The sequence below is a fragment of the Rodentibacter mrazii genome, assembly GCF_001998825.1.
Classification (GTDB): Bacteria; Pseudomonadota; Gammaproteobacteria; order Enterobacterales; family Pasteurellaceae; genus Rodentibacter; species Rodentibacter mrazii.
This window is the reverse complement of record NZ_MLHG01000026.1, coordinates 26461-52398: the sequence shown is the minus strand read 5'-3', so window position 1 is coordinate 52398 and position 25938 is coordinate 26461. Positions and strand designations below refer to the sequence as shown.

The 25938-nt window shown below is 39.9% G+C and carries 25 protein-coding genes and 1 pseudogene; 16 read left to right on the top strand and 10 right to left on the bottom strand.

Going from position 1 to position 25938, the window contains the following annotated elements:
* The first annotated feature begins 28 nt into the window (after positions 1-28).
* The 6 genes and pseudogenes from nrdB (at position 29) to BKK47_RS04970 (ending at position 8576) form a co-directional block, all read left to right on the top strand.
* Positions 29-1159 carry a class Ia ribonucleoside-diphosphate reductase subunit beta gene (nrdB, locus tag BKK47_RS04995; RefSeq protein WP_077493800.1) on the top strand — a complete coding sequence of 377 codons (1131 nt, stop codon included), beginning with the start codon at positions 29-31 and terminating at the stop codon, positions 1157-1159.
* A gap of 256 nt (positions 1160-1415) precedes the next feature.
* The gene (locus tag BKK47_RS04990; RefSeq protein ID WP_077493799.1) at positions 1416-2138 is read left to right on the top strand and encodes a pirin family protein; all 723 of its coding nucleotides are present in this window, start codon (positions 1416-1418) and stop codon (positions 2136-2138) included.
* A gap of 189 nt (positions 2139-2327) precedes the next feature.
* Positions 2328-3719, top strand: a complete 1392-nt coding sequence (locus tag BKK47_RS04985) for a glucose/sorbosone family PQQ-dependent dehydrogenase (protein WP_077493798.1) — start codon at positions 2328-2330, stop codon at positions 3717-3719.
* Between the two features lie 91 nt (positions 3720-3810).
* Positions 3811-5865 carry a TonB-dependent receptor gene (locus tag BKK47_RS04980; RefSeq protein WP_077493797.1) on the top strand — a complete coding sequence of 685 codons (2055 nt, stop codon included), beginning with the start codon at positions 3811-3813 and terminating at the stop codon, positions 5863-5865.
* 144 nt (positions 5866-6009) lie between these two features.
* A pseudogene (locus BKK47_RS04975) lies at positions 6010-6581 on the top strand (NAD(P)H-dependent oxidoreductase).
* Between the two features lie 609 nt (positions 6582-7190).
* Positions 7191-8576, top strand: a complete 1386-nt coding sequence (locus BKK47_RS04970; protein WP_077493796.1) for an SLC13 family permease — start codon at positions 7191-7193, stop codon at positions 8574-8576.
* Positions 8577-8642: 66 nt separating this feature from the next.
* Here the strand turns inward: BKK47_RS04970 and folE are convergent, their stop codons facing one another.
* Positions 8643-9299 carry a GTP cyclohydrolase I FolE gene (gene folE, locus BKK47_RS04965; RefSeq protein ID WP_077493795.1) on the bottom strand — a complete coding sequence of 219 codons (657 nt, stop codon included), beginning with the start codon at positions 9297-9299 and terminating at the stop codon, positions 8643-8645.
* A 181-nt stretch (positions 9300-9480) separates the two neighbouring features.
* Here folE and moeA point away from each other — a divergent pair, with 181 nt between their 5' ends.
* The 4 genes from moeA to BKK47_RS04945 all read left to right on the top strand — a co-directional run bounded on the left by moeA (position 9481) and on the right by BKK47_RS04945 (position 13182).
* On the top strand, positions 9481-10698 hold the full coding sequence (gene moeA, locus BKK47_RS04960) for a molybdopterin molybdotransferase MoeA (RefSeq protein WP_077493794.1): 1218 nt from the start codon (positions 9481-9483) through the stop codon (positions 10696-10698).
* A complete protein-coding gene (moeB, locus tag BKK47_RS04955) occupies positions 10698-11426 on the top strand; it encodes a molybdopterin-synthase adenylyltransferase MoeB (protein ID WP_077493793.1) in 729 nt (242 codons plus the stop codon). Before moeA ends, moeB begins: the two co-directional genes overlap by 1 nt.
* 191 nt (positions 11427-11617) lie before the next feature.
* Positions 11618-12688 (top strand): MFS transporter, encoded by a 1071-nt coding sequence (locus BKK47_RS04950; protein WP_077493792.1) that lies wholly within the window; start codon positions 11618-11620, stop codon positions 12686-12688.
* A 5-nt stretch (positions 12689-12693) separates the two neighbouring features.
* Entirely contained in the window at positions 12694-13182 is a 489-nt protein-coding gene (locus tag BKK47_RS04945) for a nuclear transport factor 2 family protein (RefSeq protein ID WP_077493791.1), read from the top strand.
* A gap of 69 nt (positions 13183-13251) precedes the next feature.
* Here the strand turns inward: BKK47_RS04945 and hpt are convergent, their stop codons facing one another.
* Positions 13252-13791 carry a hypoxanthine phosphoribosyltransferase gene (gene hpt / locus BKK47_RS04940; RefSeq protein ID WP_077493790.1) on the bottom strand — a complete coding sequence of 180 codons (540 nt, stop codon included), beginning with the start codon at positions 13789-13791 and terminating at the stop codon, positions 13252-13254.
* 204 nt (positions 13792-13995) lie between these two features.
* Entirely contained in the window at positions 13996-15351 is a 1356-nt protein-coding gene (gene pmbA / locus BKK47_RS04935; RefSeq protein WP_077493789.1) for a metalloprotease PmbA, read from the bottom strand.
* 88 nt (positions 15352-15439) lie between these two features.
* Here pmbA and yjgA point away from each other — a divergent pair, with 88 nt between their 5' ends.
* The 6 genes from yjgA (at position 15440) to rapZ (ending at position 19280) form a co-directional block, all read left to right on the top strand.
* Complete coding sequence (gene yjgA, locus BKK47_RS04930) at positions 15440-15976, top strand: ribosome biogenesis factor YjgA (protein WP_077493788.1); 537 nt, start codon at positions 15440-15442, stop codon at positions 15974-15976.
* A 91-nt stretch (positions 15977-16067) separates the two neighbouring features.
* Complete coding sequence (lptC, locus tag BKK47_RS04925; RefSeq protein ID WP_077493787.1) at positions 16068-16673, top strand: LPS export ABC transporter periplasmic protein LptC; 606 nt, start codon at positions 16068-16070, stop codon at positions 16671-16673.
* The gene (gene lptA, locus BKK47_RS04920) at positions 16654-17169 is read left to right on the top strand and encodes a lipopolysaccharide transport periplasmic protein LptA (protein WP_077493786.1); all 516 of its coding nucleotides are present in this window, start codon (positions 16654-16656) and stop codon (positions 17167-17169) included. The genes lptC and lptA overlap by 20 nt, the downstream gene beginning before the upstream one ends.
* A gap of 3 nt (positions 17170-17172) precedes the next feature.
* Positions 17173-17898, top strand: a complete 726-nt coding sequence (gene lptB / locus BKK47_RS04915) for an LPS export ABC transporter ATP-binding protein (protein ID WP_059366665.1) — start codon at positions 17173-17175, stop codon at positions 17896-17898.
* A 2-nt stretch (positions 17899-17900) separates the two neighbouring features.
* Complete coding sequence (ptsN, locus tag BKK47_RS04910) at positions 17901-18404, top strand: PTS IIA-like nitrogen regulatory protein PtsN (RefSeq protein ID WP_077493785.1); 504 nt, start codon at positions 17901-17903, stop codon at positions 18402-18404.
* A gap of 18 nt (positions 18405-18422) precedes the next feature.
* Positions 18423-19280 carry an RNase adapter RapZ gene (gene rapZ / locus BKK47_RS04905; RefSeq protein ID WP_077493784.1) on the top strand — a complete coding sequence of 286 codons (858 nt, stop codon included), beginning with the start codon at positions 18423-18425 and terminating at the stop codon, positions 19278-19280.
* Positions 19281-19314: 34 nt separating this feature from the next.
* Here rapZ and BKK47_RS04900 read toward each other — a convergent pair whose 3' ends face one another.
* From BKK47_RS04900 to metK, 7 genes are all read right to left on the bottom strand, one after another.
* Positions 19315-19995, bottom strand: coding sequence for a M15 family metallopeptidase (locus BKK47_RS04900; protein WP_077493783.1), 681 nt, complete (start codon positions 19993-19995; stop codon positions 19315-19317).
* A 2-nt stretch (positions 19996-19997) separates the two neighbouring features.
* A complete protein-coding gene (dapE, locus tag BKK47_RS04895; RefSeq protein WP_077493782.1) occupies positions 19998-21131 on the bottom strand; it encodes a succinyl-diaminopimelate desuccinylase in 1134 nt (377 codons plus the stop codon).
* Between the two features lie 27 nt (positions 21132-21158).
* Positions 21159-21503: an ArsC family reductase gene (locus BKK47_RS04890; RefSeq protein ID WP_077493781.1), complete on the bottom strand. Its 345-nt coding sequence runs from the start codon at positions 21501-21503 to the stop codon at positions 21159-21161.
* Positions 21504-21569: 66 nt separating this feature from the next.
* Positions 21570-23450, bottom strand: a complete 1881-nt coding sequence (gene htpG / locus BKK47_RS04885; protein WP_077493780.1) for a molecular chaperone HtpG — start codon at positions 23448-23450, stop codon at positions 21570-21572.
* 124 nt (positions 23451-23574) lie between these two features.
* Positions 23575-24087 (bottom strand): opacity family porin, encoded by a 513-nt coding sequence (locus BKK47_RS04880; RefSeq protein ID WP_077493779.1) that lies wholly within the window; start codon positions 24085-24087, stop codon positions 23575-23577.
* Positions 24088-24134: 47 nt separating this feature from the next.
* Positions 24135-24650 (bottom strand): SprT family zinc-dependent metalloprotease, encoded by a 516-nt coding sequence (locus BKK47_RS04875; RefSeq protein WP_077493845.1) that lies wholly within the window; start codon positions 24648-24650, stop codon positions 24135-24137.
* Between the two features lie 56 nt (positions 24651-24706).
* On the bottom strand, positions 24707-25861 hold the full coding sequence (gene metK / locus BKK47_RS04870) for a methionine adenosyltransferase (protein WP_077493778.1): 1155 nt from the start codon (positions 25859-25861) through the stop codon (positions 24707-24709).
* Between the last annotated feature and the right edge of the window lie 77 nt (positions 25862-25938).

The following is a 25938-nucleotide window of genomic DNA, read 5'->3' as shown; positions in this document are numbered from 1 at the left end:
ACTTTTTTAAAAAACAGAGGAAACCCAAATGGCATACACCACTTTCTCACAAACTAAAAACGACCAATTAAAAGAGCCGATGTTCTTTGGTCAGAATGTCAACGTTGCTCGTTACGATCAACAAAAATATGAGACTTTTGAAAAGCTCATTGAAAAACAACTTTCTTTCTTCTGGCGTCCGGAAGAAGTGGATGTGTCACAGGATCGTATTGATTATGCGGCTTTACCGGAACATGAAAAACATATTTTCATCAGTAACTTAAAATATCAGACCTTATTGGATTCTATTCAAGGTCGCAGCCCGAACGTGGCACTGTTACCGTTGGTATCCATTCCTGAATTGGAAACTTGGATTGAAACTTGGACGTTCTCTGAAACCATTCACAGCCGTTCCTACACCCATATTATTCGTAATATTGTGAACGATCCGTCTATCGTTTTTGATGACATCGTTACCAACGAAGAAATTATCAAACGTGCGCGCGATATTTCTTCTTACTACGATGATTTAATCCGTGATAGCCAACTTTATGGCTTGTACGGCGAAGGCAGTTACACAGTGGACGGCAAAGAATGTGTCGTCACCTTGCGCAACCTCAAAAGACAACTTTATCTTTGCCTAATGAGTGTGAACGCCCTTGAGGCGATTCGTTTCTATGTGTCTTTTGCTTGCTCTTTCGCTTTTGCGGAGCGCCAATTAATGGAAGGTAACGCAAAAATCATTAAATTTATCGCCCGTGATGAAGCCTTACATTTAACTGGTACACAGCATATTTTAAACATTATGGCAGCGGGTCAGGACGACCCTGAAATGGCAGAAATTGCCGAAGAATGTAAACAAGAAGCCTATGATTTATTCCTCGCTGCGGCAGAACAGGAAAAAGAATGGGCGGATTATTTGTTTAAAGACGGTTCAATGATTGGTTTAAACAAAGATATTTTGGTGCAATATGTGGAATATATCACCAACATTCGTATGCAAGCCGTTGGTTTACCGTTGCCGTTCCAAGCGCGTTCTAACCCTATCCCTTGGATTAACGCTTGGTTGGTTTCCGATAACGTGCAAGTGGCACCACAAGAAGTGGAAGTGAGTTCTTATCTTGTGGGACAAATTGACTCAAAAGTCGATACCAACGATTTCGGCGATTTTGATCTTTAATTGCACTGAACACAATTTTAGGTTTATTTAGTCGATAAAAGAGCTGGCTTTGCCGGCTCTTTTTTATATTCCCAATTAATCTTATGTTCTACCTGATAAGAATCCAAAAATACTCAAATAATCCCTCTTCAATTATTTACTATTAATAAATAATCTTTTAATAAAAACCATATTTTTCTTTTTTCAGGAAAGTGTAATATATGCCACATCAACGCACAGCGTGTGCAACTCATTTTTAAAAAGTTAAGGAATATTTATGAAAACTGTATTTCATTCTGCAAATTCTCGTGGCAATGCGGATCACGGTTGGTTAAAAAGTCGTCATACTTTTAGTTTTGCAAACTACTATGATCCTGACCGCATTCATTTTGGGGCATTACGGGTGATTAACGATGACTTCGTTGAAGGTGGTCGTGGCTTTGTTACACATCCACACGATAATATGGAGATCATTTCCATTCCGTTAAGTGGTGATTTAGCACATCGTGACAGTATGGGAAACGGCAGTGTGATTCGCCATGGCGATATTCAGGTGATGTCAGCAGGTACAGGAATTACCCATAGTGAAATGAATCCGAACGCGGATACGCCGGTGAAATTTTTACAAATTTGGGTCTTCCCAAACAAACGCAATGTTGAGCCTCGTTATCAACAAATTAGCCTTGCGGAAGACGCAAAACCAAATGATTTCCAACAAATTCTTTCGCCAAATGCAAACGATGAAGGTGTGTGGATTCACCAAAATGCGTGGTTTAACTTGGCAAAATTTGACAAAGGCACAGTGAAAGAATATCGCCTAAATGATACAAAAAACGGTGTCTATGCGTTTGTGATCAAAGGCTCAGCAAAAATAGCTGGTTTCGATCTTACCGAACGTGATGGTTTAGGGGTTTGGGATATAGAAAACTTCAATGTAGAAGCAACAGATGATGCCGAAATTTTGTTGATGGAAATCCCAATGGAAGTCGCCATAGCGTAATAAGATAGTAAATAGTGAGCGGTGATGACCGCTCATTTGCAAAACCTCTTTTCCAGTATTTTATAAATCATTAGAATGTGCGCCTTGATTTTGGTCGGTTGGTAAATTCAATGTCTAAAATCCATTGTATTTTCCGACCGCACTTTTACTCGGTAATTTTATCAACCATAATCTTATTTAGGAGATTAAATGAAAAAAACAGCACTTGCGCTTGCATTGGGCGCATTAACTTTAACAAGCAACAATCTTTATGCGAAAGCCGGCGATAAAGTGGATATTGCCGAACAATTTAACGCAACCGTATTAGTCGATGGCTTGGAAAGCCCTTGGGAAATGCTTTGGGGTAAGGATACCCAACTTTGGATTACCGAGCGTCAAGGCAAGAATATTGTTAAAATCGATCCAAAAAGCGGAAAACGTACTGTTTTATATCATTTTGAAAACGCCTTCTCCGCTCCTCCACATCAAGGCGTGTTAGGGTTAGCCCTTGCACCGGAATTTTTATCCGGTAAAGGTGAAAACTATCTTTATACCGCCTACACGTATAATGAAGGCGACAAAAAATTCGCGCGCATTGTTCGTTTAACTTACGATGAAAAAGCCAATAAATTGGCAAATGAAACCATTGTTATTGATAAATTGCCGGCAAGTGGCGACCACAATTCAGGACGTTTACGTTTTGCGCCGGACGGTACATTATTCTACACCATTGGCGATCAGGGTTTCGGGCAAGGTAAACATGTTGATAAAGAAATTCAATCACAGCACTTACCAACAGCTGAGCAGGTTGCAAACAAAGATTATTCACTTTATCCGGGTAAAATTCTACGCTTAAATGTAGATGGCTCAATTCCTGCGGATAACCCGGAATTAAACGGCGTAAAAAGTCACGTTTACGCTTACGGTTTCCGTAACACACAAGGTTTAGCCTTTGTTGGTGATAAATTATTTGCAGTGGAGCACGGCCCGTCCAGCGATGATGAATTAAACCGTATTGAAAAAGGCGGTAACTATGGCTGGCCGAATGTTGCAGGTTATAAAGATAACGAAGCTTATGTTTACGCCGAATGGTTTAAAGCACCGAAAGAATTACAAGCGAAATTTGATTCTAATGTCATTCCGGAAGGCGTACCGGTTCACCAAGAAAGTGAATTTAATGCCCCAAACTTTAAAGCACCGCAAAAAACCTTCTTTACTGTGCCGACAGATTATAACTACTCCGATGAAAACTGCGGTAAGTTGGCATTTTTATGCTGGCCGACGATTGCTCCGTCAAGCATAATTTACTATCCGAAAGACGGTGCGATCAAGGAATGGCAAAATTCCTTGTTAATCACAACCTTAAAAAGCGGTGCGATTTATCGTGTGAAATTGGATGGCAAATCAGAACAAGTACAAGGCGATTTCAGTAAACACTTCAAAACCGATAACCGTTACCGTAATGCAGTAATCAGTCCGGACACACGCAAAATCTATGTGGCGACCGATGCGGTCGGTTACGGTTTAGGTAAAAACAGCAAGCCGAACACTGAAATGCAAAATAAAGGTGCAATTATCGTGTTTGAATACACCGATAAATAATCCTAACTCTCACAAACGGTCGGATATTGACCAAAATTTGTAAATATTTCAAGGCATCTTCAAAGATGCCTTTCTTTTAAAGGATAAGCAAATGAAGAAAACGGTTATCGCAACGTTGATTGCCTTTAGTGCAGTCAATAGTTTTGCCAACGATGAAACAGCATTAGATGAAATTACCGTAACCGCTATTCGCACAGAAATGAACCCTTTTAGTACTCCTGCTTCCATTGATGTGATTGAAGGAGAGGGTGTGCGCCAAAAAAGCGGAATGAATATCAGCTTAAGCGAAGCCTTGCAAGGGATTGCCGGTTTGGTAGCCGTGGATCGGCATAATTATGCACAAGATATTAATCTTTCTACGCGCGGTTCTCGTATGGGTGTGCGCGGCGTACGGTTATATGTGGATGGCATTCCCGCCACAATGCCGGACGGTCAAGGGGTAACGTCCCACATTGATCTTAATTCCCTAGGACGTATTGAAATGCTCAAAGGACCGTTTTCCTCCCTTTATGGTAATTCATCCGCCGGCACGATTTTAGTGCATAGCCAAAAAGGACAAAACCCACCGAGTATTGAAACCAGCGTGGACGGTGGTAGCAATGGTACATGGCATTACGCCTTAAAAGCGCAAGGCGGAGGCGACAATAAATATATGCCTGCGTATGTATTGAGCGTTAATCGGTTCACTACCAAAGGCGAACGTGATCACAGCGCCGCACGTAAAAATCAAGTCAATTTTAAAGTGGATTGGACAACAGAAAATCAAGCGGAAGTAAGCATTACTTTCAACCATAGTGATATTAAAGCGCAAGATCCGGGCGCATTAAGCTATGAACAATGGAAAGAAAACCGTAATCAGGTTGCGACGAATCTTGAAATGTTTAATGCACGCAAAAATGTACGTCAAACTCAACTTGGCTTGAGTTATCACCAAAAATTAGATGAAAAAAACCGCTTGAATTTGACCGCCTACCTTGGTGAACGCCGTCTTGAGCAGTATTTGCCCATTCCTCGCGTTACCCAAATCCGTAACGCTGGGCACGCTGGCGGTGTGATTGACTTCACTCGCTATTATGCAGGTACAGATGTGCATTTACAACACGATTTTGCCAACAACTTTAATGTGATCACAGGTGTGGCATTCGACTATATGCAAGACAAACGTAAAGGCTATGAAAATTTTAACGGCAGGATCAATGGGATAAAAGGCACTTTACGCCGTGATGAAACCAATAAAATTTACAACCTCGATCCGTATGTGCAAGCACAATGGACATTCTTGCCGAATTGGTTGTTTCACAGTGGTTTGCGATACAGCACAACCACGTTTAAATCAAAGGATCACTATCTTCGCAACGGTGATGACAGCGGACACAAAAAAGATGAAAAATGGCTTCCAAATATTGGGCTAAGTTGGCAAGGGCTGGCAGATACCAATCTCTACGCCTCTTACAGCCGTGGCTTTGAAACAGGCACATTTTTAGAGTTAAGTTATCGACCGGACGGGCAATCCGGCTTGAATTTCGACCTCAAACCGCTTACCACGGATAATTATGAAATCGGTCTGAAGCGAGGCTTAGGTGACGGTATGCTAACTATGGCACTTTATCGTACCGACAGCAAAGATGATATTTTTTCAGCAGGCACAATGGGCGGTCGGGCAACCTTCCACAATGCCGGTAAAACCCGCCGACAAGGTGCGGAATTAGCTTGGAACGGTACGCTTTGGCAAGATTTAAAAATGCAATTAAGCTATACCTTTGTGGATGCTCGCTTCCGCCAAACTGTCAGAACGAATATTACCCAAGGCAATCGTATTGCCGGCGTAGCGAAACATAGTGCCTACGCAAGCCTTGGTTGGCACGACCAAAAAGGCTGGCGTATAGGTGCAGATGCCCGTTATCACGGCAAAGTAGCGGTCAATAATGCGAACAGCGAATACGCCCCAAGCTACACCGTAGTGGGAGCTTATGCGGGCTACTTGTGGGAAAAAGGTAACTGGCAGATTGATCACCACTTGCGTGTCAATAATCTATTCGATAAAGATTATGCCAATGTGGTCATCAACGATATCAGCAGTCGCTACTACGAACCGGCACTAAAACGCAACTTTAACATTGGAATGAATGTAAAATATGCATTCTAATGACTAAAAGAGCGGTTAATTTTGAAGAAGTTTTGGCACAATATCGGAGATATACAAAATTGGATATCTAGGGTATTGTGCTAACACCAAATAATCAAAAAATCTAACCGCTTAATCTATTATTAAATCTATCAGGAGAGCATAATGAACATTTTATTATTAGACGGTGGAAACATTCTAACGGGCAATTAAACCATACCCTGCACGCCACAGCACGTGAAGTGTTGGCAAACTTGGGACATCAAGTACAAGAAACTGTCATTGAGCAGGGCTATGATATTACGGCTGAAATCGAAAAATTTTTATGGATGGATGCGGTAATTTGGCAAATGCCCGGCTGGTGGATGGGCGAACCTTGGACGGTAAAAAAATACATTGACGAGGTATTTACCGCAGGACACGGCAAATTATATCAAAGCGATGGTCGTCACCGTGTTAATCCAACAGAGGGATACGGCACAGGCGGTTTATTGGGAGGTAAAAAACATATGCTTTCGCTTACTTGGAATGCACCGATAGAAGCTTTTACCCGTGAAGGGGATTTCTTTGAAGCACAAGGTGTAGATGGTGTTTATTTACATTTCCATAAAGCCAATGAGTTTATTGGCATTACCGAGCGCTTACCGACATTTATATGTAATGATGTGATTAAATCACCTGATGTACCAAAATACATCGCTGATTACAAAGCACATTTAAATCGCGTCTTTGGTTAATATTGGCGTTCATCACTAAATCAAGGCTTAACATCAAAAACAAAAAGGCTCGGGATTTCCCAAGCCTTTTTTACTTGATAAAAATGAGTCACCTAAATACGCTTTGATATGAGCTAATTTATCCGGAGGTTGGCGTAAAATAAAGTTTTGCTTTGTAAACCGTACCGTTACATTTAATGACAAGACTGTCGGTTATCAAGCACTGTGCTTAGAATACGCACTCAACGTCTACATTTTGTATAAATTTTTTATTTTATGTGTTTGCTATAAAATGCAGGGCAATTTCACAAATTCATGCGGTATTATGTAGCAAATGCACAAAAATAGAAATTTCAACGACGTGTAGGGACACACTGCGTGCGTCCGTTATAAAATCAAATCATTTCAATAGGTTAAAATTCGGACACACGCAGTGTGTCCCTACAAGCTAACCAAAAAACAGATTTGTGCAACTGCTACAAAATGCCGAATTCATATGAAAATTTGACCGCTCTTTTTAACCATCCATAATTTGTTAAAACCATTTGATCTAAATTATAAATTCTGTTAAAAGCTTAGCTGAAAAATATACAATCTTATAACAAAAGGCTTCATTATGGAGGTTTGACAATGCAAAAAAACACAACATATTTTTCCAAATATAAAAGTTTAATTATCCTTGCCTTAGATTTTATTCTAATGCTTGTTTTAATTAAGCATCTCCCTTTCTCCCCACAAGAAAATCGTGGTCTTGCTTTACTTATCTTTGTCGGGATTTTATGGCTGACCGAAGCATTTAATATTACCGTAACATCACTTATGGTGCCGATAGTTGCTATTGGTTTGGGATTGATTAATACACAAAAAGCACTAGCACCTTTTTCAACCCCTATTATTTATATGTTTTTTGGTGGATTTGTTGTCGCCGCAGTTCTACAAATTCAGAATCTCGACAAAATTATCGCTAACTATATTATCCGCCTAGCGAAAGGCAATTTAAAATTATCTGTCGCTTATCTGTTTGGCGTGACAATTTTTCTTTCTATGTGGATAAATAATACCGCCGTCGCAGCCATGATGTTACCTCTTACTGTGGGCATGCTAAAGGGCATTAATGCCCAAAAAAATTATCGCCTCTATTGTTTTGTATTACTTGGAATGGCATTTAGTGCAAATATTGGCGGAATCGGAACACTTGTCGGTAGTGCTCCTAACGCCATTTTAGCTTCTCAAATTCAGGTAACTTTTACAGAATGGTTAGCTTATGGATTTCCTGTAATGTTGCTCTTAATCCCATCTATGATTTTCGCATTATGGGTGATTTTACGTCCTGACTTTTCTGTCGAGTTCTCACCGTCAATCGAAAAAGTAGAACTCAATCAAAAAAACATACTTACCCTTGGTATTTTTATTTTTATGACCCTTTTATTATTGTTTGGCTCTATTATTAACCCATGGATCAGTCAATTTTTAGCACTACCGAAAAACATTGAAAATTTCGATACGGTTATTGCACTTCTCGTTGTTATTTTAATTTGTGTTTCAGGGGTTGCCAGCTGGAAAGAAATTCAAGAACGGGTGGAATGGGGTGTGCTTTTACTATTTGGCGGCGGCTTAACGCTCAGCATTGTTATGAAAGATTCGGGTGCAAGTAAAATTATGGCAGATACCATCGTACAATTTGTACAAGAAAAACCACTTTGGGTACTCTGCTTTGCGATCGCAAGCTTTATTATCTTCTTAACGGAATTTACCTCTAATACGGCAAGTGCTGCGTTAATTACACCGATTATTATTTCTGTCGCACAATCTATGGGATTACCACCGATTGCACTTGCAGCAATTATTGCTTGTGGCGCCAGCTGTGCTTTTATGCTTCCTATCGCCACACCGCCTAATGCCATTGTGTTCTCAACAGGACATGTTAAACAAGTTGATATGGCAAAAGTCGGCTTTATCCTGAATTTATTCTGTATCGCTGTGATCGGCGGATCAGCCTACTTTATGTGGATCTAAAGATAAAATCACAAAAAAATGACCGCACTTTAATAACTCAAAGTGCGGTCATTTCTTTTAACATTTTTATTTTTGGATTGATGCTAAAAACTCTTTGCGGGTTTCGCGATCTTCCAAAAATACGCCCCCATAAGCGGAAGTCACAGTATAACTGTTGGTATCTTTCACTCCACGGGCTTTAACACAAAAATGGGTCGCCTTCACATAAACGGCAACATCGTCAGTTTCCAAAATAGTTTGAAAAGCCGTTAAAAGTTGTTCTGTTAAACGTTCTTGTACTTGCGGGCGTTGCGCAAAAAAAGCAACGATCCGATTAATTTTAGAAAGCCCGATCACCCAATCTTTTGGATAGTAAGCAACAGCAACGTTACCATCAATGGTCACAAAATGATGTTCGCATGTGCTGGTAAGCGTAATATCATTGACTTGCACCATTTCACTGACTTTCATTTGATTTTTAATTTTTGTCATTTTAGGGAAATTGGCATAATCCATTCCACTAAAAATTTCGTCAATGAACATTTTTGCCAAACGATTCGGCGTTTCTTCTAAACTGTCGTCCCTTAAATCCAGCCCGATCAGTTTCATTACCTCCCGCATATGCTTGGAAATACCGGAACGGCGTTCGTCTTTATTTTGGTTGGGGCTAATCATTGGGGTTTCAATACCCTTAGCAATCAGGGCATTACGCACATTTAGTGCATCTTGAGAAATATCGCTCATTTACTTTCCGTTCCTAAAAAATGATGCGGCATTCTAGCAAAATATAAGTACATCGTAAAATGAGAAAAATCACCGATATTGATTGATATTATTCATCATTTCAGAACTTAACCCTTAAATTAGAGATCATTTCGCGATAAAATGCCCTGCAAATTTTCTCAACCGTTTTCACAGGATTTTTATGCTTCCATTAGATCAAGCTTTGCACCAAATGCTTAGCCGGCTCCCTTTTCCAACACAAAGTGAAACCCTTTCTTTAACCGATGCGGCAAACCGTGTATGCGCTGAGGATGTGGTGTCACCAATCAATATTCCTTCCTTTGATAATTCAGCAATGGACGGTTATGCCGTGCGTTTAGCTGATTTAGCACGATCCTTAACGCTCTCCGTTGCGGGGAAATCTTTTGCCGGAAATCCGTTCAAAGGCGAATGGATTCCGCAAAGTGCAGTGCGTATTATGACCGGTGCAATGCTCCCTCAAGGTGCGGATGCAGTAGTCATGCAAGAACAAGTTATCGTCAATGAAGATGGTACGATCACATTAAGCGAATTCCCTAAACCCAACCAAAATATTCGCCGTATTGGTGAGGATGTAAAAAAAGGTGATATTGTCTTACAACAAGGCGAAGTATTGAATGCGGTATCCTTACCATTACTTGCATCACTCGGCATTGCCGAAGTAAAAGTTTACCCTCGTTTAAAAGTCGCAATACTTTCTACCGGCGATGAATTGGTACAAGTTGGACAACCGTTAAAAGAGGGGCAAATTTACGATACAAACCGTTTCACTATCAAACTTATGCTGCAACAATTAAATTGTGAAGTGTTGGATTTTGGTTTATTACCCGATAACGAAGCAGAATTTGAAAAAACTTTTGTTGAAGCCCAACATCAAGCGGATCTACTTATTACTAGTGGCGGCGTTTCCGTAGGTGAAGCAGATTTTACCAAAACCGTGTTAGAAAAAGTCGGCACAATTAATTTTTGGAAAATTGCCATAAAGCCGGGTAAACCTTTTGCTTTCGGGAAATTAGAAAATGCTTGGTTCTGCGGATTACCGGGTAATCCTGTCTCCGCTTTAGTCACATTTTATCAGCTCGTACAACCAGCAATTTTACAATTAAGCGGGCAAAAACATCTCAAAAAACAACCGCACTTTACTGCCATTGCCACAACCAATTTGAAAAAAACACCGGGTCGTTTAGATTTCCAACGGGGTTACTATCAAATGAATGAGAAGGGGCAAATTGAAGTACAACCGGTAGGATTCCAAGGTTCTAATTTGTTCAGCTCTTTTGTGGAAAGTAATTGCTTTATCGTATTAGAAAAAGATCGCAGTAATGTTGCAGCCGGAGAAACCGTGACTATTGAGCCTTTTAATCATCTATTGGGGCAATAATGTCTGCACTAAGCTATGAAGAAGAGTTGCGTTACAACCGCCAAATTATTATGAAATCTGTCGATTTTGATGGTCAAGAAAAGCTAAAAGACAGCAAAATGTTGATTGTAGGCTTAGGCGGTTTGGGCTGTGCGGCCGCACAATATCTTGCGGCTGCCGGTGTGGGACATTTAACACTTTTGGATTTTGATCAAGTTTCGCTTTCTAACCTGCAGCGTCAAATATTACATTGTGATGCAAGACTGAATATGCCAAAAGTAGATTCTGCAAAAATTGCATTGCAGCAAATCAATCCGCATATTGAAATTGAGACAATCAACGATAAATTGGATGAAGAAAAACTCGGCAAAATTATACCGCACTTTCAAGTCATTCTTGACTGTACCGATAATGTCGAAATCCGTAACCAACTCGATCGTCAATGTAAGAAAAGTCAAATCCCGCTGATTTCCGGAGCGGCAATTCGAATGGAAGGGCAAATATCAGTCTTCACTTATGAACCCAATACTCCTACTTACCAAGATCTCAGCCAACTTTTTGGACAAAATGTACTGAGCTGTGTAGAAGCCGGAGTGATCGCCCCGATTGTTGGAATTGTGGGTTCAATTCAAGCGTTAGAGGCGATTAAAGTTCGGCTAAATATTGGCGAGAATTTATCCGGTCGTTTACTAATGATCGATGGCATGACAATGAAAATCAGGGAAATCAAACTACCGCTAAAAACGTAAATATTTTTATTTCAACGAAAACACTCAAAATCACAGGTTACATGGTTAATCTTTATCATATCAAATAAACAATGGGGCATTTATATACTGCCCCATCGTCAAACTATCCTACCTAGAATAATTGAACTTTTAAGTGAAAATTCGACATAATTTGATATGATTCTTCAGTTAATTTCGGAAAGTATCTCAAAATGAATATACAAAATATAATTTTATGGCGGCGTTTTTTCTCCGGTGTCGCTTACACCGCCATGCAAAGTGTTTTTTTCATCTACTTGCAAGGCAACAAAGGCTTTGATACCGTTCAAATTGCCAGTGCATTTTCCTTATTGGTATTTGCCAGTCAAGCCTTCTCTTTATTCGCCGGATATTGGGGTGATCGTTTCGGTCGCTCAAAAATGATGTTACTCGGCTGTTTAATGGATGCGATTGCCTATATTTTACTGATCACAACGGATTACTATCCGCTTTTGCTCTTAACCACCTTCTTTTTTGGTTTTGGTAGTACGCTGTTTGGTACAAACGCTCGTGCCCTATTACTTTCTACCGCAGCAAATAATTACCATGATAAAGCGAAAGCTCAGGGTAAATTTTTACGTATCCAAAGCCTAGCCTCAATGTTTGCACCGTTACTTGCTTTGCCTTTTTTACAGTTTCAACTGCCTGAAATGCTAATTTGGGTCAGTTGCGGTATTGAAGTAACAATGCTGATTTTTATGTTGATAACGGTAAAAGAAACACCATGCACTGTACAGGCAACCCGATTTCAGCTGAGTCATATCCGACAAGTATTAAGCAAACGCTTTGTTTTTGCTCATTTATTATTGTTTATTCCATTGGCAATGGGGACATCTTTTTATATTATCTTCCCCTATATTTTCAGTAACTTATTAGATAGTCCTGAATCGATCCCTATTGCCTTTTTTATCAATAATCTGATTGCCGTGCTATTTCAAGCTCATTTTTCTCGAAAATTAAATTTTGGCGTTGTAAAACTGACTTATATTGCACCGCTCTTAGTAATAACAGTCATTGTGCCATGGTTCTATGTCATTGATTTTCTTTCATTTATGACAGCATATATCTATTTGATTATCTTCGCTTTTGTAGGGCTATTCGCCAATACCGCTATGGCAAATATGTTAGTGAAATTGGATAAAGGGATGAATCAAGGATTGATGTTTGGCACATCAAAACTCCTTTTGGCTGGCACAACAGCCCTTGTGATGAATATTATTCCTGTCGTTTTTTTAATTTGGTAGGCAAAATGAAGTTACGTCATATTTTCTTTTCGCTATTGCTCTCACTGACTGTCAGTGTAATAGCAATTGCCCCCGCCCTTTATGATCTGCAAGATAGAGAAGTTGAACAGGCTGAATTGGCTGATTTATATTCACAGCTTGTTACTGCTCTTGAAAACGCAAATTACATTGAACTGGATAAATTACTCTCTGATGATTTTGTATTAACTGTTATTCGTGATTCAAAACGGAAACGTTTTACTAAAACTGACTGGCTCAATAATTTAAAAGACGGCACACTGTATTACGATATGCTAAAAGCAATTAAAGTGTTACCCATTGGTAAAAACCGATTAACCGCCACCTATGATTTAAAAGCGTCTTTTTTGGGTGAAAAGATTGAGGCAATGAAAATAAAAATGTACTTTCGTACCAAAATGCAAGATGGGGAACATAGAATCCAGCGGATGTGGATTAATTGGGATAAAAATGCTGAAAATTCACTCAGCCGTTAAAAACAATGTGCGGTCAAAACAAAGTATCGTAACTTTATTAAAATTGACCGCACTTTTTATATTAAAAATTTATTCTTCCACCACAACTTTACCAATGTAACCCAAGTTGCGATACTGTTGGGCATAATCAATACCGAAACCAACGACAAACTCATCCGGAATTTCAAAACCGATCCATTCAACAGGAACACTGACTTCTCTTCGCGAAGGTTTGTCTAACAAGGTACAAATTGCCAAACTTGCCGGGTTACGTAAATTCAAAATTTCACGCACTTTCTCAAGCGTATAACCGGTATCAATAATATCTTCGACGATAAGTACATGCTCGCCCCGAATATCCCCTTCTAAATCTTTGCTGATTTTCACATCATGATTGGTTGTCATTCCACTGCCGTAACTTGACGTTGTCATAAATTCGATTTCTATCGGCAATCTTAATTCACGTACTAAGTCAGCCATAAACATAAATGAACCGCGTAATAACCCGACAACAATAAGTTTATTGACCTGTTTTTGCTGATAAAAAGCCGTAATTTCTTCTCCCAGTGATGCAATACGTGCTTTCACATCAGCTTCAGAAATTAACACATCAACATGATGTTTTTTCATTTTTTTTCCTTAAATTAAGTAATGAGATCAATTAATTCGGCTCATTATACAAAAAAAAGCTGAAGTTTAAACCTTCAGCTTTTTTTAATTCTAACGAATTTACTTTCTACTCTACCTGTTGGAGCAATCTGCAATCGCATCTGAACAGATAGGCGCATAGTAACAGAATCAATAATCTTGTCAATAAGAATTATTCTCAAATAATCAGTTACCTGAGATTTTCATTTTATCTAACAAAATTGAGCCGGTTTGAATATTAGAACGATGTTCTACATCGTCACTCACTGCTACTATATTTTTCAGCATATCCGGCAATTGTCCTGCAATCGTGATTTCTGATACAGGATCTTGAATTTCGCCGTTTTCAACCCAGAAACCAGACGCTCCACGAGAATAACCACCGGTGACAATATTCACACCTTGTCCCATTACATCCGTGACCAGTAATCCCGTTCCCATTTCACGTAAAAGTGCGGTTAATCCACCGGTTAAATTGGGTTGAACCAGCCAATTATGAATACCTCCGGCATGACCGGTAGTTTGCATACCCATTTTCTTACCACTGTAATGAGTCAATAAATAAGTCTGTAAAATACCATTTTGTACAATTTCTAAATTTTTCGTACGTACACCTTCACTATCGAAAGGTGTTGATGCTAACCGCCCCAACAAATGCGGGCGTTCACTGATATTAAACCACTCAGGCAACACTTGTTTGCCTAAATGATCTAACAAGAAACTTGATTGACGATACAAACTCCCACCACTAATAGCTGCGGTAAAATGTGAAATAATGCCTGTCGCCACATCATTCAAGAAAATCACCGGTACTTCACGGGTAGTGAGTTTTTGCGGATTCAAACGGGCAACCACTTTTTTGGCACAATTTTCCCCTACCCATTCAGCCGATTCCAATTTATTAAAATCACGTGAAATCGTATATTCATAATCATTTTCCAGCGCATCTTCTACGCCACCAATGACCGAGCAAGACAAAGAATAACGACTTGATAAATAACTTTGCAACATACCATGCGTATTCCCATACACACGTACACCCGTATGGGAATTAAAACTCGCCCCATTACTATTAATAATTCGATTATCCGCTTCCAATGCGGCTTTTTCTGCCCGCAATGCAAGTCCTCTTGCTTTTTCCACATCAATATCAGCAGCATGATAAAGTGCTAAATCTATCGTATCAAATGCCATTAATTCTTTTTCTGCCAAACCGGTACAATCATCCGGTGAGGTATATTTGGCAATTGCCAACGCCGCTTCAACAGTATTTTTAATCGCCTGCTCGCTTAAATCTGAAGTCGAGGCATTCCCTTTTTGTTGTCCTAAGTAAACCGAAATCCCAAGAGCCCCATCATTGGTAAATTCCACGTTTTCAATTTCCTGTAAACGGGTGGAAACGGATAAACCGATCACTTTTGTTACGCCAACCTCTGCTGTTGCTCCTACTTTTTGGGCAATATCAAGGGCGAGGCTTACTGCTTGACGTAATTCTTGTTCTTGTGCTTTTAAAAGTGCGGTCTGATTTTCTGCTGTTTTCATTCTGTTTTTCCGTTAAAAATTTTTCGCATTTTATCTTATTTTCAAAGTTTATGCTAAAATGCGCCCTAAATTTCTAAGAAGGAATAACATGGCAAAACGTAAGAAAAAAGAAGTCTTTGATTGGGAAGATGAAGAACAGGAAGAAATTATTTGGGTAAGTAAAAGTGAAATCAAGCGTGATGCTGAGGAATTAAAACAACTCGGTGAAAAGTTGGTGAACTTAACCAAAACCAATCTGACTAAAGTGCCACTTGACGATTCATTATTAGAAGCCGTTGAGCTAGCACAACGTTTGCAAAAAGAAGCACGTCGTCGCCAGTTACAATATATCGGCAAATTATTACGTGGAATTGATGTCGAACCGATTCGCGATGCTTTAGATAAAATTGAAAATAAGCATAATCAACAACAAGCGATACTGCATAAATTAGAAATGTTACGTGACAAGTTGGTTGAACAGGGAGATACAGCGCTCACCGATTTATTAAATGAATATCCAACAGCTGATCGTCAGCAATTACGCAATTTAATTCGAGTGGCGCAGAAAGAAAAAGCACAAGATAAGCCCTTAAAAGCTTATCGTGAAATTTACCAAGTGTTGAAAGATCTTATTTTATCTGATTAAAACAACTTATTTTTTGACCGCACTTGACTTTAGTGCCCTTTTAAATTTGTGGTATGATTCGCCCCTACTTTTAACAGGATAAAACATTTTTATGAATATTCGTTGGAATATTATTCTCGGTGTTGCGGCACTCTGCCTGCTTGGTTGGTATTATTCACTGAACCAGGATAACAATGATTTACAAAGTCTGGTAAAAGCACCGGATAGCCCTGATTATATCGGACAAAAAATGGAAACCACCGTATTTTCACCGGATGGTAAAAAACAATATTTAGCGGTTTCAGACAAAGTTGAACATTTTAATCAAGACGGCAAAACAAATTTTACTGCACCGCTCGTTTATCTTTTTGATACAGTAGGCGATAATCAAAAACAGAAAAACGAAACGGCAAAATTACTTGAATCACAAAGCTGGAAATTAAGTGCGCAAAAGGCTGTTTTAACAAAAGATGAAATTCTATATTTAGAAGGAAATGTCGTAGCGGAAAGCCTAGAACCGACCTCTAGACTTCAGCGTGTAGAAACTCAATCGGCTGTCGTTAATTTAAAAACACAAGATATTACATCCGACACAATGGTAAAAATTAACGGACAAAATTTTAACTCCACCGGCTTAAAAATGGTGGGTAATTTACGCCAACAAGTGGCAACTTTAAAGGAACAGGTAAAAACATATTATGAAATTAGTAACCCGTAAGATTCTTCTCACCACGACATTGGCGATGGTCTCTTTTTCAGCTTTTGCCTTAAAAGATGACACTAATCAACCGATTAATATTGTTTCCGATAACCAATCTTTGGATATGGAAAACAGTGTGGTTACTTTCACTGATAATGTGGTAATTACACAAGGTTCCATTCTGATTAAAGCGAATAAAGTGGTCATCACCCGCCCGCCTGAAAATTCCGGTAAAAAAGAAACTGTTGAAGCTTTCGGCTCACCCGTGACTTTCCACCAATTATTAGATGATGGCAAACCGGTGGACGGCAAAGCAAACCAAGTACATTATGATCTCGGTGCGGAATTTTTAACGCTGACAGGCAATGCGGAGCTAAGACAACTTGATAGTAAAATAAATGGCGAACGCATTACTTATGATGTGAAAAAACAGCAGCTAAAAGCAAATGGCGGTAAATCGCGTGTTAAAACCGTATTAATTCCGACCCAATTACAACAAAAAGGTAAAAAATAACTGATGTCCGTATTACATGCTGAATTTTTGGCTAAAAGTTATAAAAATCGTAAAGTTGTTTCTGATGTCAGCCTTACGGTTAATTCTAATGAAATCGTCGGGCTATTAGGTCCGAATGGTGCCGGCAAAACCACCACATTCTATATGGTTGTAGGGCTTGTGCGCCAAGATCAGGGTAAAATTACTATTGATGGTGAAGATATTAGTCTATTACCAATGCATAACCGTGCACAACGCGGTATAGGCTATCTTCCTCAGGAAGCGTCAATTTTTCGCCGTTTAAGCGTTTACGATAACTTAATGGCGGTGTTAGAAATTCGCAAAGATCTCACTCCGGAACAACGCAGGGAAAGAGCGGATGAATTAATTGAAGAATTTAATATCGGACATATTCGCAATAGCCTTGGTCAATCCCTTTCCGGTGGTGAACGTCGTCGTGTAGAAATTGCACGGGCACTTGCCGCCAATCCCAAATTTATTTTATTAGATGAACCTTTTGCAGGGGTTGATCCTATTTCCGTTACGGATATTAAAAAGATTATTACCGATTTGCGTAACCGCGGTTTAGGTGTGTTAATCACCGATCATAACGTGCGCGAAACTCTAGATGTCTGTGAACGAGCTTATATTGTAGGGAAAGGTCAAATTATCGCCACCGGTACACCGGAAGAAGTGATGAATGATGAACATGTTAAACGCGTGTATCTTGGCGAAGAATTTAAGTTATAAAGATGAAATTAACAGAACTCTTTCACCCTGAAAATATTCGTCAGGGTGTTTGCTTTTCAAGTAAAAAGCGATTATTTGAATCTATTGCTCATTTTGTCGTAGAACAATTACACTGTGAAAAAGGCGAGCAAGCTTGCTTTGAATGCTTATTTGAACGTGAAAAATTAGGGAACTCGGGATTAGGTAACGGTGTGGCAATGCCAAAAGCAAAATTACCGCCGAAAGCAACCGATAAAGCCCTTGCTGTATTTCTTCAATTAGAAACGCCTATTGATTACGGTGCGCAGGATGGTAAACCAATAGATCTCGTTTTCGCCGTGCTTGTACCGGAAAATCAGTGCCAAACCTATATTCCTGTACTTTCTCATTTAACGGAAAAAATCACAGACAAAAATTTTCTTAAACAATTACGTTCTGCAAAAAGTGCGGATGAAATCTGGCAAGTTTTTGAGATGGCGGATCAAACAACAGAAGAAACGCATTCTTTGACTGAGAGTGAAACATAATATTACAAGGGGAACTGTATGGAAATTATCATTATCAGCGGTCGCTCCGGAGCGGGAAAATCAGTGGCATTACGTTCGCTGGAAGATATGGGCTACTATTGTGTTGATAACCTTCCACTGGATTTATTACCCCAGCTCACGGAGATTTTAGCCAAAACTCAAACCGCTGTCGCAATCAGTCTTGATATTCGTAATTTACCCGAATCAGCACAATCCCTTGAGCAAATTCTAACGGACATTCAACGTCATTATGCAACCCAAATTATTTTTTTAGATTCTGATCGTAGCACACTGATTCGCCGATACAGCGACTCTCGCCGGCTTCATCCTCTTTCTGCTAACGATCTCTCCCTTGAGGCTGCTATTGATGCCGAACACCAACAATTAGAACCATTGCTGCAGCACGCAAATTTCGTTATTGATACAACACATATTTCTACGCATACTTTGGCAGAAAAATTGCGTGAATTTTTACGGGGGGATACGGAAAAAGAGCTAAAAATTATTGTAGAGTCCTTCGGTTTTAAATATGGTATTCCTCTTGATGCGGACTATGTATTTGACGTGCGTTTTTTGCCGAATCCGCACTGGGATCCCGAACTTCGCCCAATGACGGGATTAGACGAACCTGTTGCCCGTTTTTTAAACAGCCATGATGATGTCAATAATTTCATCTACCTCACCCGTAATTACATTGAAACATGGTTACCAATGTTAGAACAAAACAACCGCAGCTACTTAACTATTGCGATCGGTTGTACCGGAGGAAAACATCGCTCGGTTTATATTGCGCAGCAACTTGGTGAATATTTCCAAGCTAAAGGGAAAAACGTAAAAATTCAGCATAAATCCTTAGAAAAGAATAAAAATAAATAGACAAAAAGTGCGGTCAAATTCCACCGCACTTTTGCTATACCATAAATTGTTCAAAAATTTGATCCATATACTTGCACAAAATATCCTTTCCACCAATTTCTTCATTTTGCCAAGACTGTAATAAAACCTCAGATGAAAATTGTGCCCTCGCCTGCTCCGCTAAGGGTAAATAGCTAATATGCCAAGGTTCACGCCCTATTTTTTTACCTATGGGTTGCTGCATAAATGGAAGCGCAAAATCGAAGTGCGGTAAATTTTCAACAAGAAATTCACTTAACTCACAAAAATAGCCCCCTTTTTCATATTCCCAAGGTTCAAGCTGTAAGGATTGCCCTTGTGGTAACAGATCCGGATCGAAAATATCAATTTCCGTTCCCCAATGATGACGGCTCGCCCCCGGCAACGCCGACCAACGTAAAATGGCTTGGCATTTTTGCCAATCGTCCAATTTCGTTAAATCCAAAGCGATGCCCGAATCATCATGTACTTTACGTTCACCGCTAAATTTGCTGTTCCAAATCAACTGCTGACGTTGAAAATCTCGAAAACTACTTGCCGGTTGTAAATTAAAGCCATTTTTGACCGCACTTTGCTGCAAACTTTGAAAGGCTTTTACGGCTTGCACCTGTAAAAAATGGTTTGTTGAATGCGGAGTGGGTAAATTCACTAAATGTTCGCGCGATTTTCCCGTAAGCATTGCCGAAGTTAATTTCATGTTTACTTATCCAATAAATTCACTAACATTTGATGATAAATTTGACCGCACTTGCCGAGCTCTTCTACGCTCACACATTCATTTACTTTATGAATAGTGGCATTAAGCGGGCCAAATTCCACTACTTCCGCTCCCATTAAAGCAATAAAACGCCCGTCAGATGTACCGCCACCGGTTTCAAGTTTCGGTGTAATACCGGTTATTTCTTTAATGCTGTCCACCACGGCATTCACTAATTTCCCCAGTTTGGTTAAAAACGGTTTACCTGAAAGATTCCATTCAATGCGATGTTTTAAACCGTGCTTTTCCAACATTTCTACGACCTTTTGTTTGATCACCTCATCCGTCACTTCTGTACAGTAACGTAAATTAAACTGCACATAAAGTTCCCCCGGGATCACGTTATTACTGCCCGTGCCGGCGTGAATATTGGCGATTTGTAGGCTGGTAGGCGGAAAAAACGCACTACCGTTATCCCACTGGTAGGAGGAGAGTTCTTGTAAGAATGGCAACGCTTTATGAATGGGATTATCCGCAAAATGAGGGTAAGCCACATGTCCCTGAATCCCCTGAATATACAGATTAGCGGTGATAGAACCACGACGACCGTTTTTTACCACATCACCTAAAATTTGCGAACTGGACGGCTCGCCGACCATACAATAAGTAATTTTTTCACGACGTTCCATCAAGGTTTCTACCACACGAACCGTGCCGTCTTTGGAGACGGCTTCTTCATCGGAAGTGATTAATAAAGCAATCGTGCCCGCGTGATGGGGATTGGCTTTCACATATTCTTCCGCTGCCACAATCATTGCAGCCAACGAGCCTTTCATATCCGCCGCGCCGCGCCCATAAAGCATATCACCGACAATTTCCGCCGAAAAAGGCGGATAATTCCATTGATGTTCGTCACCAACCGGCACCACATCCGTATGACCGGCAAAGGCAACCACCGGCTCGCCCGCACCGTGTTTTGCCCAAAGATTTAAGGTCTCATTAAAAGGAAGCCATTCAATTTCAAATCCGAGTTTTTCCAAACGTTCCGCAATTAATGTCTGGCAACCTTCATCATTCGGACTGATGGAGGGACGGCGGATTAATTCTTGCGCTAATTGCACGATCTTTTCTTGCATAAAAACACCTCAAAAGTTAACCGCACTTTAGGCAAACGCTTTTTCGTATTCTTTCACATCAAACCCAATTAATGCCTTATTATCCTGCATAATAATCGGGCGTTTAATTAAAGTTGGGTTCTCCGTAAGCACGGAAAGTGCGGTCGTTTTTGACAAATTTTTTTTAATTTCCTCATCGAGGTTTCGCCACGTCGTACTCCGTTTATTCACCAAATTTTCCCAACCAAATTGGGCTTCCGCCTGTTGTAAAAAATCGTTATCCAAACCATCCACACGATAATCATGCAATTTATGCTCAATATTGTTATCAACAAGCCATTTCAAGGCTTTCTTCACAGTATCGCAGTTTTTAATGCCGTAAACGGTAATCATAATTTCTCCTTAAATAAAAAATCCTCAACCTAGCTAGATTGAGGATTTTAACCTAAATGAAACCAATTAACCTAATAACTTATTCACCCGTTTAATAAACGCCACCGGATTTTCTAACGAGCCACGTTCGGCAAGCATTGCCTGTTCAAGCAATAATTCAATCCAGTCGGCGAATTGGGCTTCGTCTGCAATATCCGCCACTTTTTTTACTAAATGGTGTTCTGGATTAATCTCAAAAGTATATTTCACTTCCGGTACAGGCTGACCTGCTGCGGCAAAGAGTTTCGCCATTTGGGTGGTCATTTGATCGTTATCGGTAGAAACCACAGCCGGGGTATCCGTTAATCGATGGGTTAAACGAACCGCTTTGACACGATCTCCTAATAATGTTTTCACACGTTCAACAAAACTTTCAAAGGCTTTATCCTGCTCTTTTTGTTCCGCTTCGTCTTTATCTGCTAAATCGCCTAAATCCAAATCTGCTTTGGTGATGGTTTGTAACGGTTTTCCATCAAACTCTGTTAAGTAGCTCAACATCCATTCATCAATGCGATCGGATAACAATAAGACTTCAATGCCTTTTTTATTAAATAATTCTAAATGCGGGCTGTTTTTCGCTACCACATAGCTATCTGCCGTGATGTAGTAAATAGCTTTTTGCCCTTCTTTCATTCGGGAAACATAGTCTTCCAAAGAAACGGTTTGCTCACTGCTGTCATTATGGGTAGAAGCAAAACGTAATAACTTCGCAATGGTTTCTTTATTGCCGAAATCTTCCGCAGGGCCTTCTTTCAATACTAGGCCAAATTCTTTCCAGAATTGTTGATATTTTTCCGCATCGTCTTTCGCCAATTTTTCCAACATTTGTAGGGAACGTTTGGTTAAGGCTTTTCGTAATGCTGCCGTGACTTTATTGTCTTGTAAAATTTCACGGGAAACGTTTAACGGTAAATCGTTACTATCAATTAAACCACGCATAAAACGGAGATAATTCGGCATAAATTGTTCCGCATCATCCATAATGAATACGCGTTGAACATAGAGTTTCAAGCCATGTTTATGCTCACGATTAAATAAATCCCAAGGGGCTTTGGACGGTACATAAAGTAGGCTGGTGTATTCCTGATTACCTTCTACTTTGTTGTGAGCCCACAAAAGTGGATCGGCAAAATCGTGGCTTAAGTGTTTGTAAAATTCTTTGTATTCTTCATCGGAAATGTCATTTTTACTGCGTGTCCAAAGGGCATCGGATTTATTGATTTTTTCCCATTTTTCACCGGTTTCTTTTCCTTCGTCATCATATTCTTTGGCCAACATTTCCACCGGAAGACCGATATGATCGGAATATTTACCAATCACTTCACGCAAACGCCATTCATTTAAGAATTCTTTTTCATCCTCACGCAAATGCAAAATCACATCTGTACCACGGGATTTTTTCTCAATGTCGGCAACCGAGTATTCCCCTTCTCCGGCAGATTCCCAAATCACACCTTTATCGGCATCCTCGCCTGCCGCTCGGGTTTTCACCGTCACTTTATCTGCCACAATAAAAGCAGAATAGAAGCCCACACCAAATTGACCGATAAGTTGGCTATCTTTGGCTTGATCGCTACCAAGGGCATTCAAAAACTCTTTAGTGCCGGATTTGGCAATTGTGCCCAAATGATCGATGATCTGCTCACGGGTCATCCCAATACCGTTATCGCTGATAGTTAATGTGCCTTTTTCACTATCAAAGCTAATACGCACACGTAATTCGCCGTCATTTTCATAAAGTGCCGGATTGGAGAGGGCTTTAAAGCGAAGTTTATCCGCCGCATCAGAGGCATTGGAAATGAGTTCTCGCAGGAAAATTTCTTTATTGGAATATAAAGAATGAATCATTAATTGTAATAGTTGTTTGACTTCCGATTGGAAACCACGGGTTTCTTGATTTTGAGACATAGTTTTTCCTTATAAAATGAAATAAGTAAAATTGAACGCCACAGATATAAGAATGAAAACAGAATTTTCAAGGGGAGAAAAGAAAAAGAGCGGTTGATTTTACCGCTCTTTTAAGGAAAAGAAATTAGAATTCGTAACCTAAGCCTACTTTGGCGCCATAATTATTTACGTTAGTATCATCAAAGCTACCCAAACGGTTATATTCAACACCGCCATTTGCATACCACTTTTCATCTAATTTATATTTGGCACCGGCAACAACCCCATAACCGACCTTAGTATCGGAAGAACTTTTATAAGATTGATCTACACGGTTATCATATTTAAATTTATTCGCTGCGACACGTGCACCCACATAAGGCTGTATATTAGAATTAACGTCAAAATCATACAGTACGGAAGCACCAATGCCTTGAATTTTAGCCCCCTCAATTTTTCCATGATGGGTATAATCGCCTGCAACACGAACGTTACCCAATTTATAGCCGACCGCTACTCGAGGCTCTACTTTTGTTTTACTGCTACCATTTGCCTTTGTTTTTGATAAGCCGATATCTCCCTCTGCATATACTCCGGCATTTGCAGTCGAAGCAATGGCAAAAGCACCTAAAACAACCGCTAATAATGATTTTTTCATGAAAAAGCTCCTTTATTTTGAAAGTTAACGCCCAAAATATAACACAGCTACATTTCATTTTCACCGACAAAAAGTAATTTCCCCTTACATTTTCGGCATAAATATTCAACTCTTTCTTTTAAAATTCGATTATGGCGGCGAACACTCAATGAATGTGTTTGGCAAGTACAACAATATTCAAAGGTTTTCCCTTGAACATTTTGCACATCAAATTGATGGCAAGTATCCGCAGGTAAATGAAAAATCTCATTCATCACTCCCTGCCATTCTTTGCCATGGGGCTTAACCTGTCCAAATACCTGATACACAATTAAATGCGCCAATTCATGAGGCACAACTTGGTGAATAAATTCCTGTGTATTTTCAAGCAATAAAGTGCGGTTAAATTGGATTTCGTTTTTTTGTAAATACGCCACCCCGGCTTTCACCCCTCGCAAATCATAATGTACCGTTGGCATTGGAAATGCACGTTTAAAATAATCTTCTGCAAGACCCAAAGATTCGACAAGTTTACGCTGAACCTGCATTTTTAAATGACGAAATTGTGTTTGTGATGAAAGCATAGAACTGAGAAAAATAAAAACCGCCAAAATAGCGGTTTTAATCATTTATGACGGCGTTATTTTAAACCTGCCGCCGCACGTAATTCTTCCGCACGATCCACTTTTTCCCATGGAAATTGCTCACGACCAAAGTGACCATAAGCAGCGGTTTCACGATAAATCGGTTGAATTAAATCAAGCATTTTGATTAGTCCGTAAGGGCGCAAATCAAAGAATTCACGTACTAACGCCACCAATAATTCATTTGCTACTTTGCCTGTGCCGAAGGTTTCCACCATAATTGAGGTCGGTTCTGCCACACCGATAGCGTAAGAAAGTTGGATTTCACAACGATCCGCCAAACCGGCAGCCACAATATTTTTCGCCACATAACGTGCCGCATAAGCCGCTGAGCGATCCACTTTGGACGGATCTTTGCCAGAGAATGCACCACCACCATGACGAGCTGCCCCGCCGTAAGTGTCCACAATAATTTTACGACCGGTTAAACCGCAATCCCCCATCGGGCCGCCGATAACAAAACGACCTGTCGGGTTAATGAAAAATTTGGTCTCTTTTGAAAGCCACTCGCTTGGTAATATTGGTTTGATGATCTCTTCCATGACCGCTTCATGAAGATCTTTTTGCTCAATATCTTCTGCATGTTGCGTTGAAAGCACAACGGCGTCCACGCCAACAATTTTGTTATCTTCATATTTTAAGGTGACTTGGCTTTTGGCATCAGGGCGTAACCAGGCTAATTTACCGCTTTTACGTACTTCCGCCTGTTTTTGCATTAAACGATGTGCATAGGTAATCGCAGCAGGCATTAATACATCGGTTTCATTCGTGGCATAACCAAACATAATGCCTTGGTCGCCTGCTCCTTGCTCCAAGGGATTTTCACGATCCACACCCTGATTAATATCCGCAGACTGTTTACCAATAGCATTTAATACGGCACAAGAATGACCGTCAAATCCCATATCGGAATGTTCATAACCAATATCACAAATCACTTTTCGAGTGAGATTTTCAATATCCACCCAGGCTGACGTCGTGATTTCTCCCCCCACTAACGCCATACCAGTTTTCACATAAGTTTCGCAGGCAACACGGGCTTTGGGATCTTGTTTTAGAATTTCATCAAGTACCGCATCAGAGATCTGATCGGCGATTTTATCCGGATGTCCTTCAGACACGGATTCCGAGGTAAATAAATAACTAGACATAGTTTCTCTCTTTTTAATTTGGATGTATTGACGTATAGACGGCTATAATACGAATTTTAGATAAAGAATCAAGCACT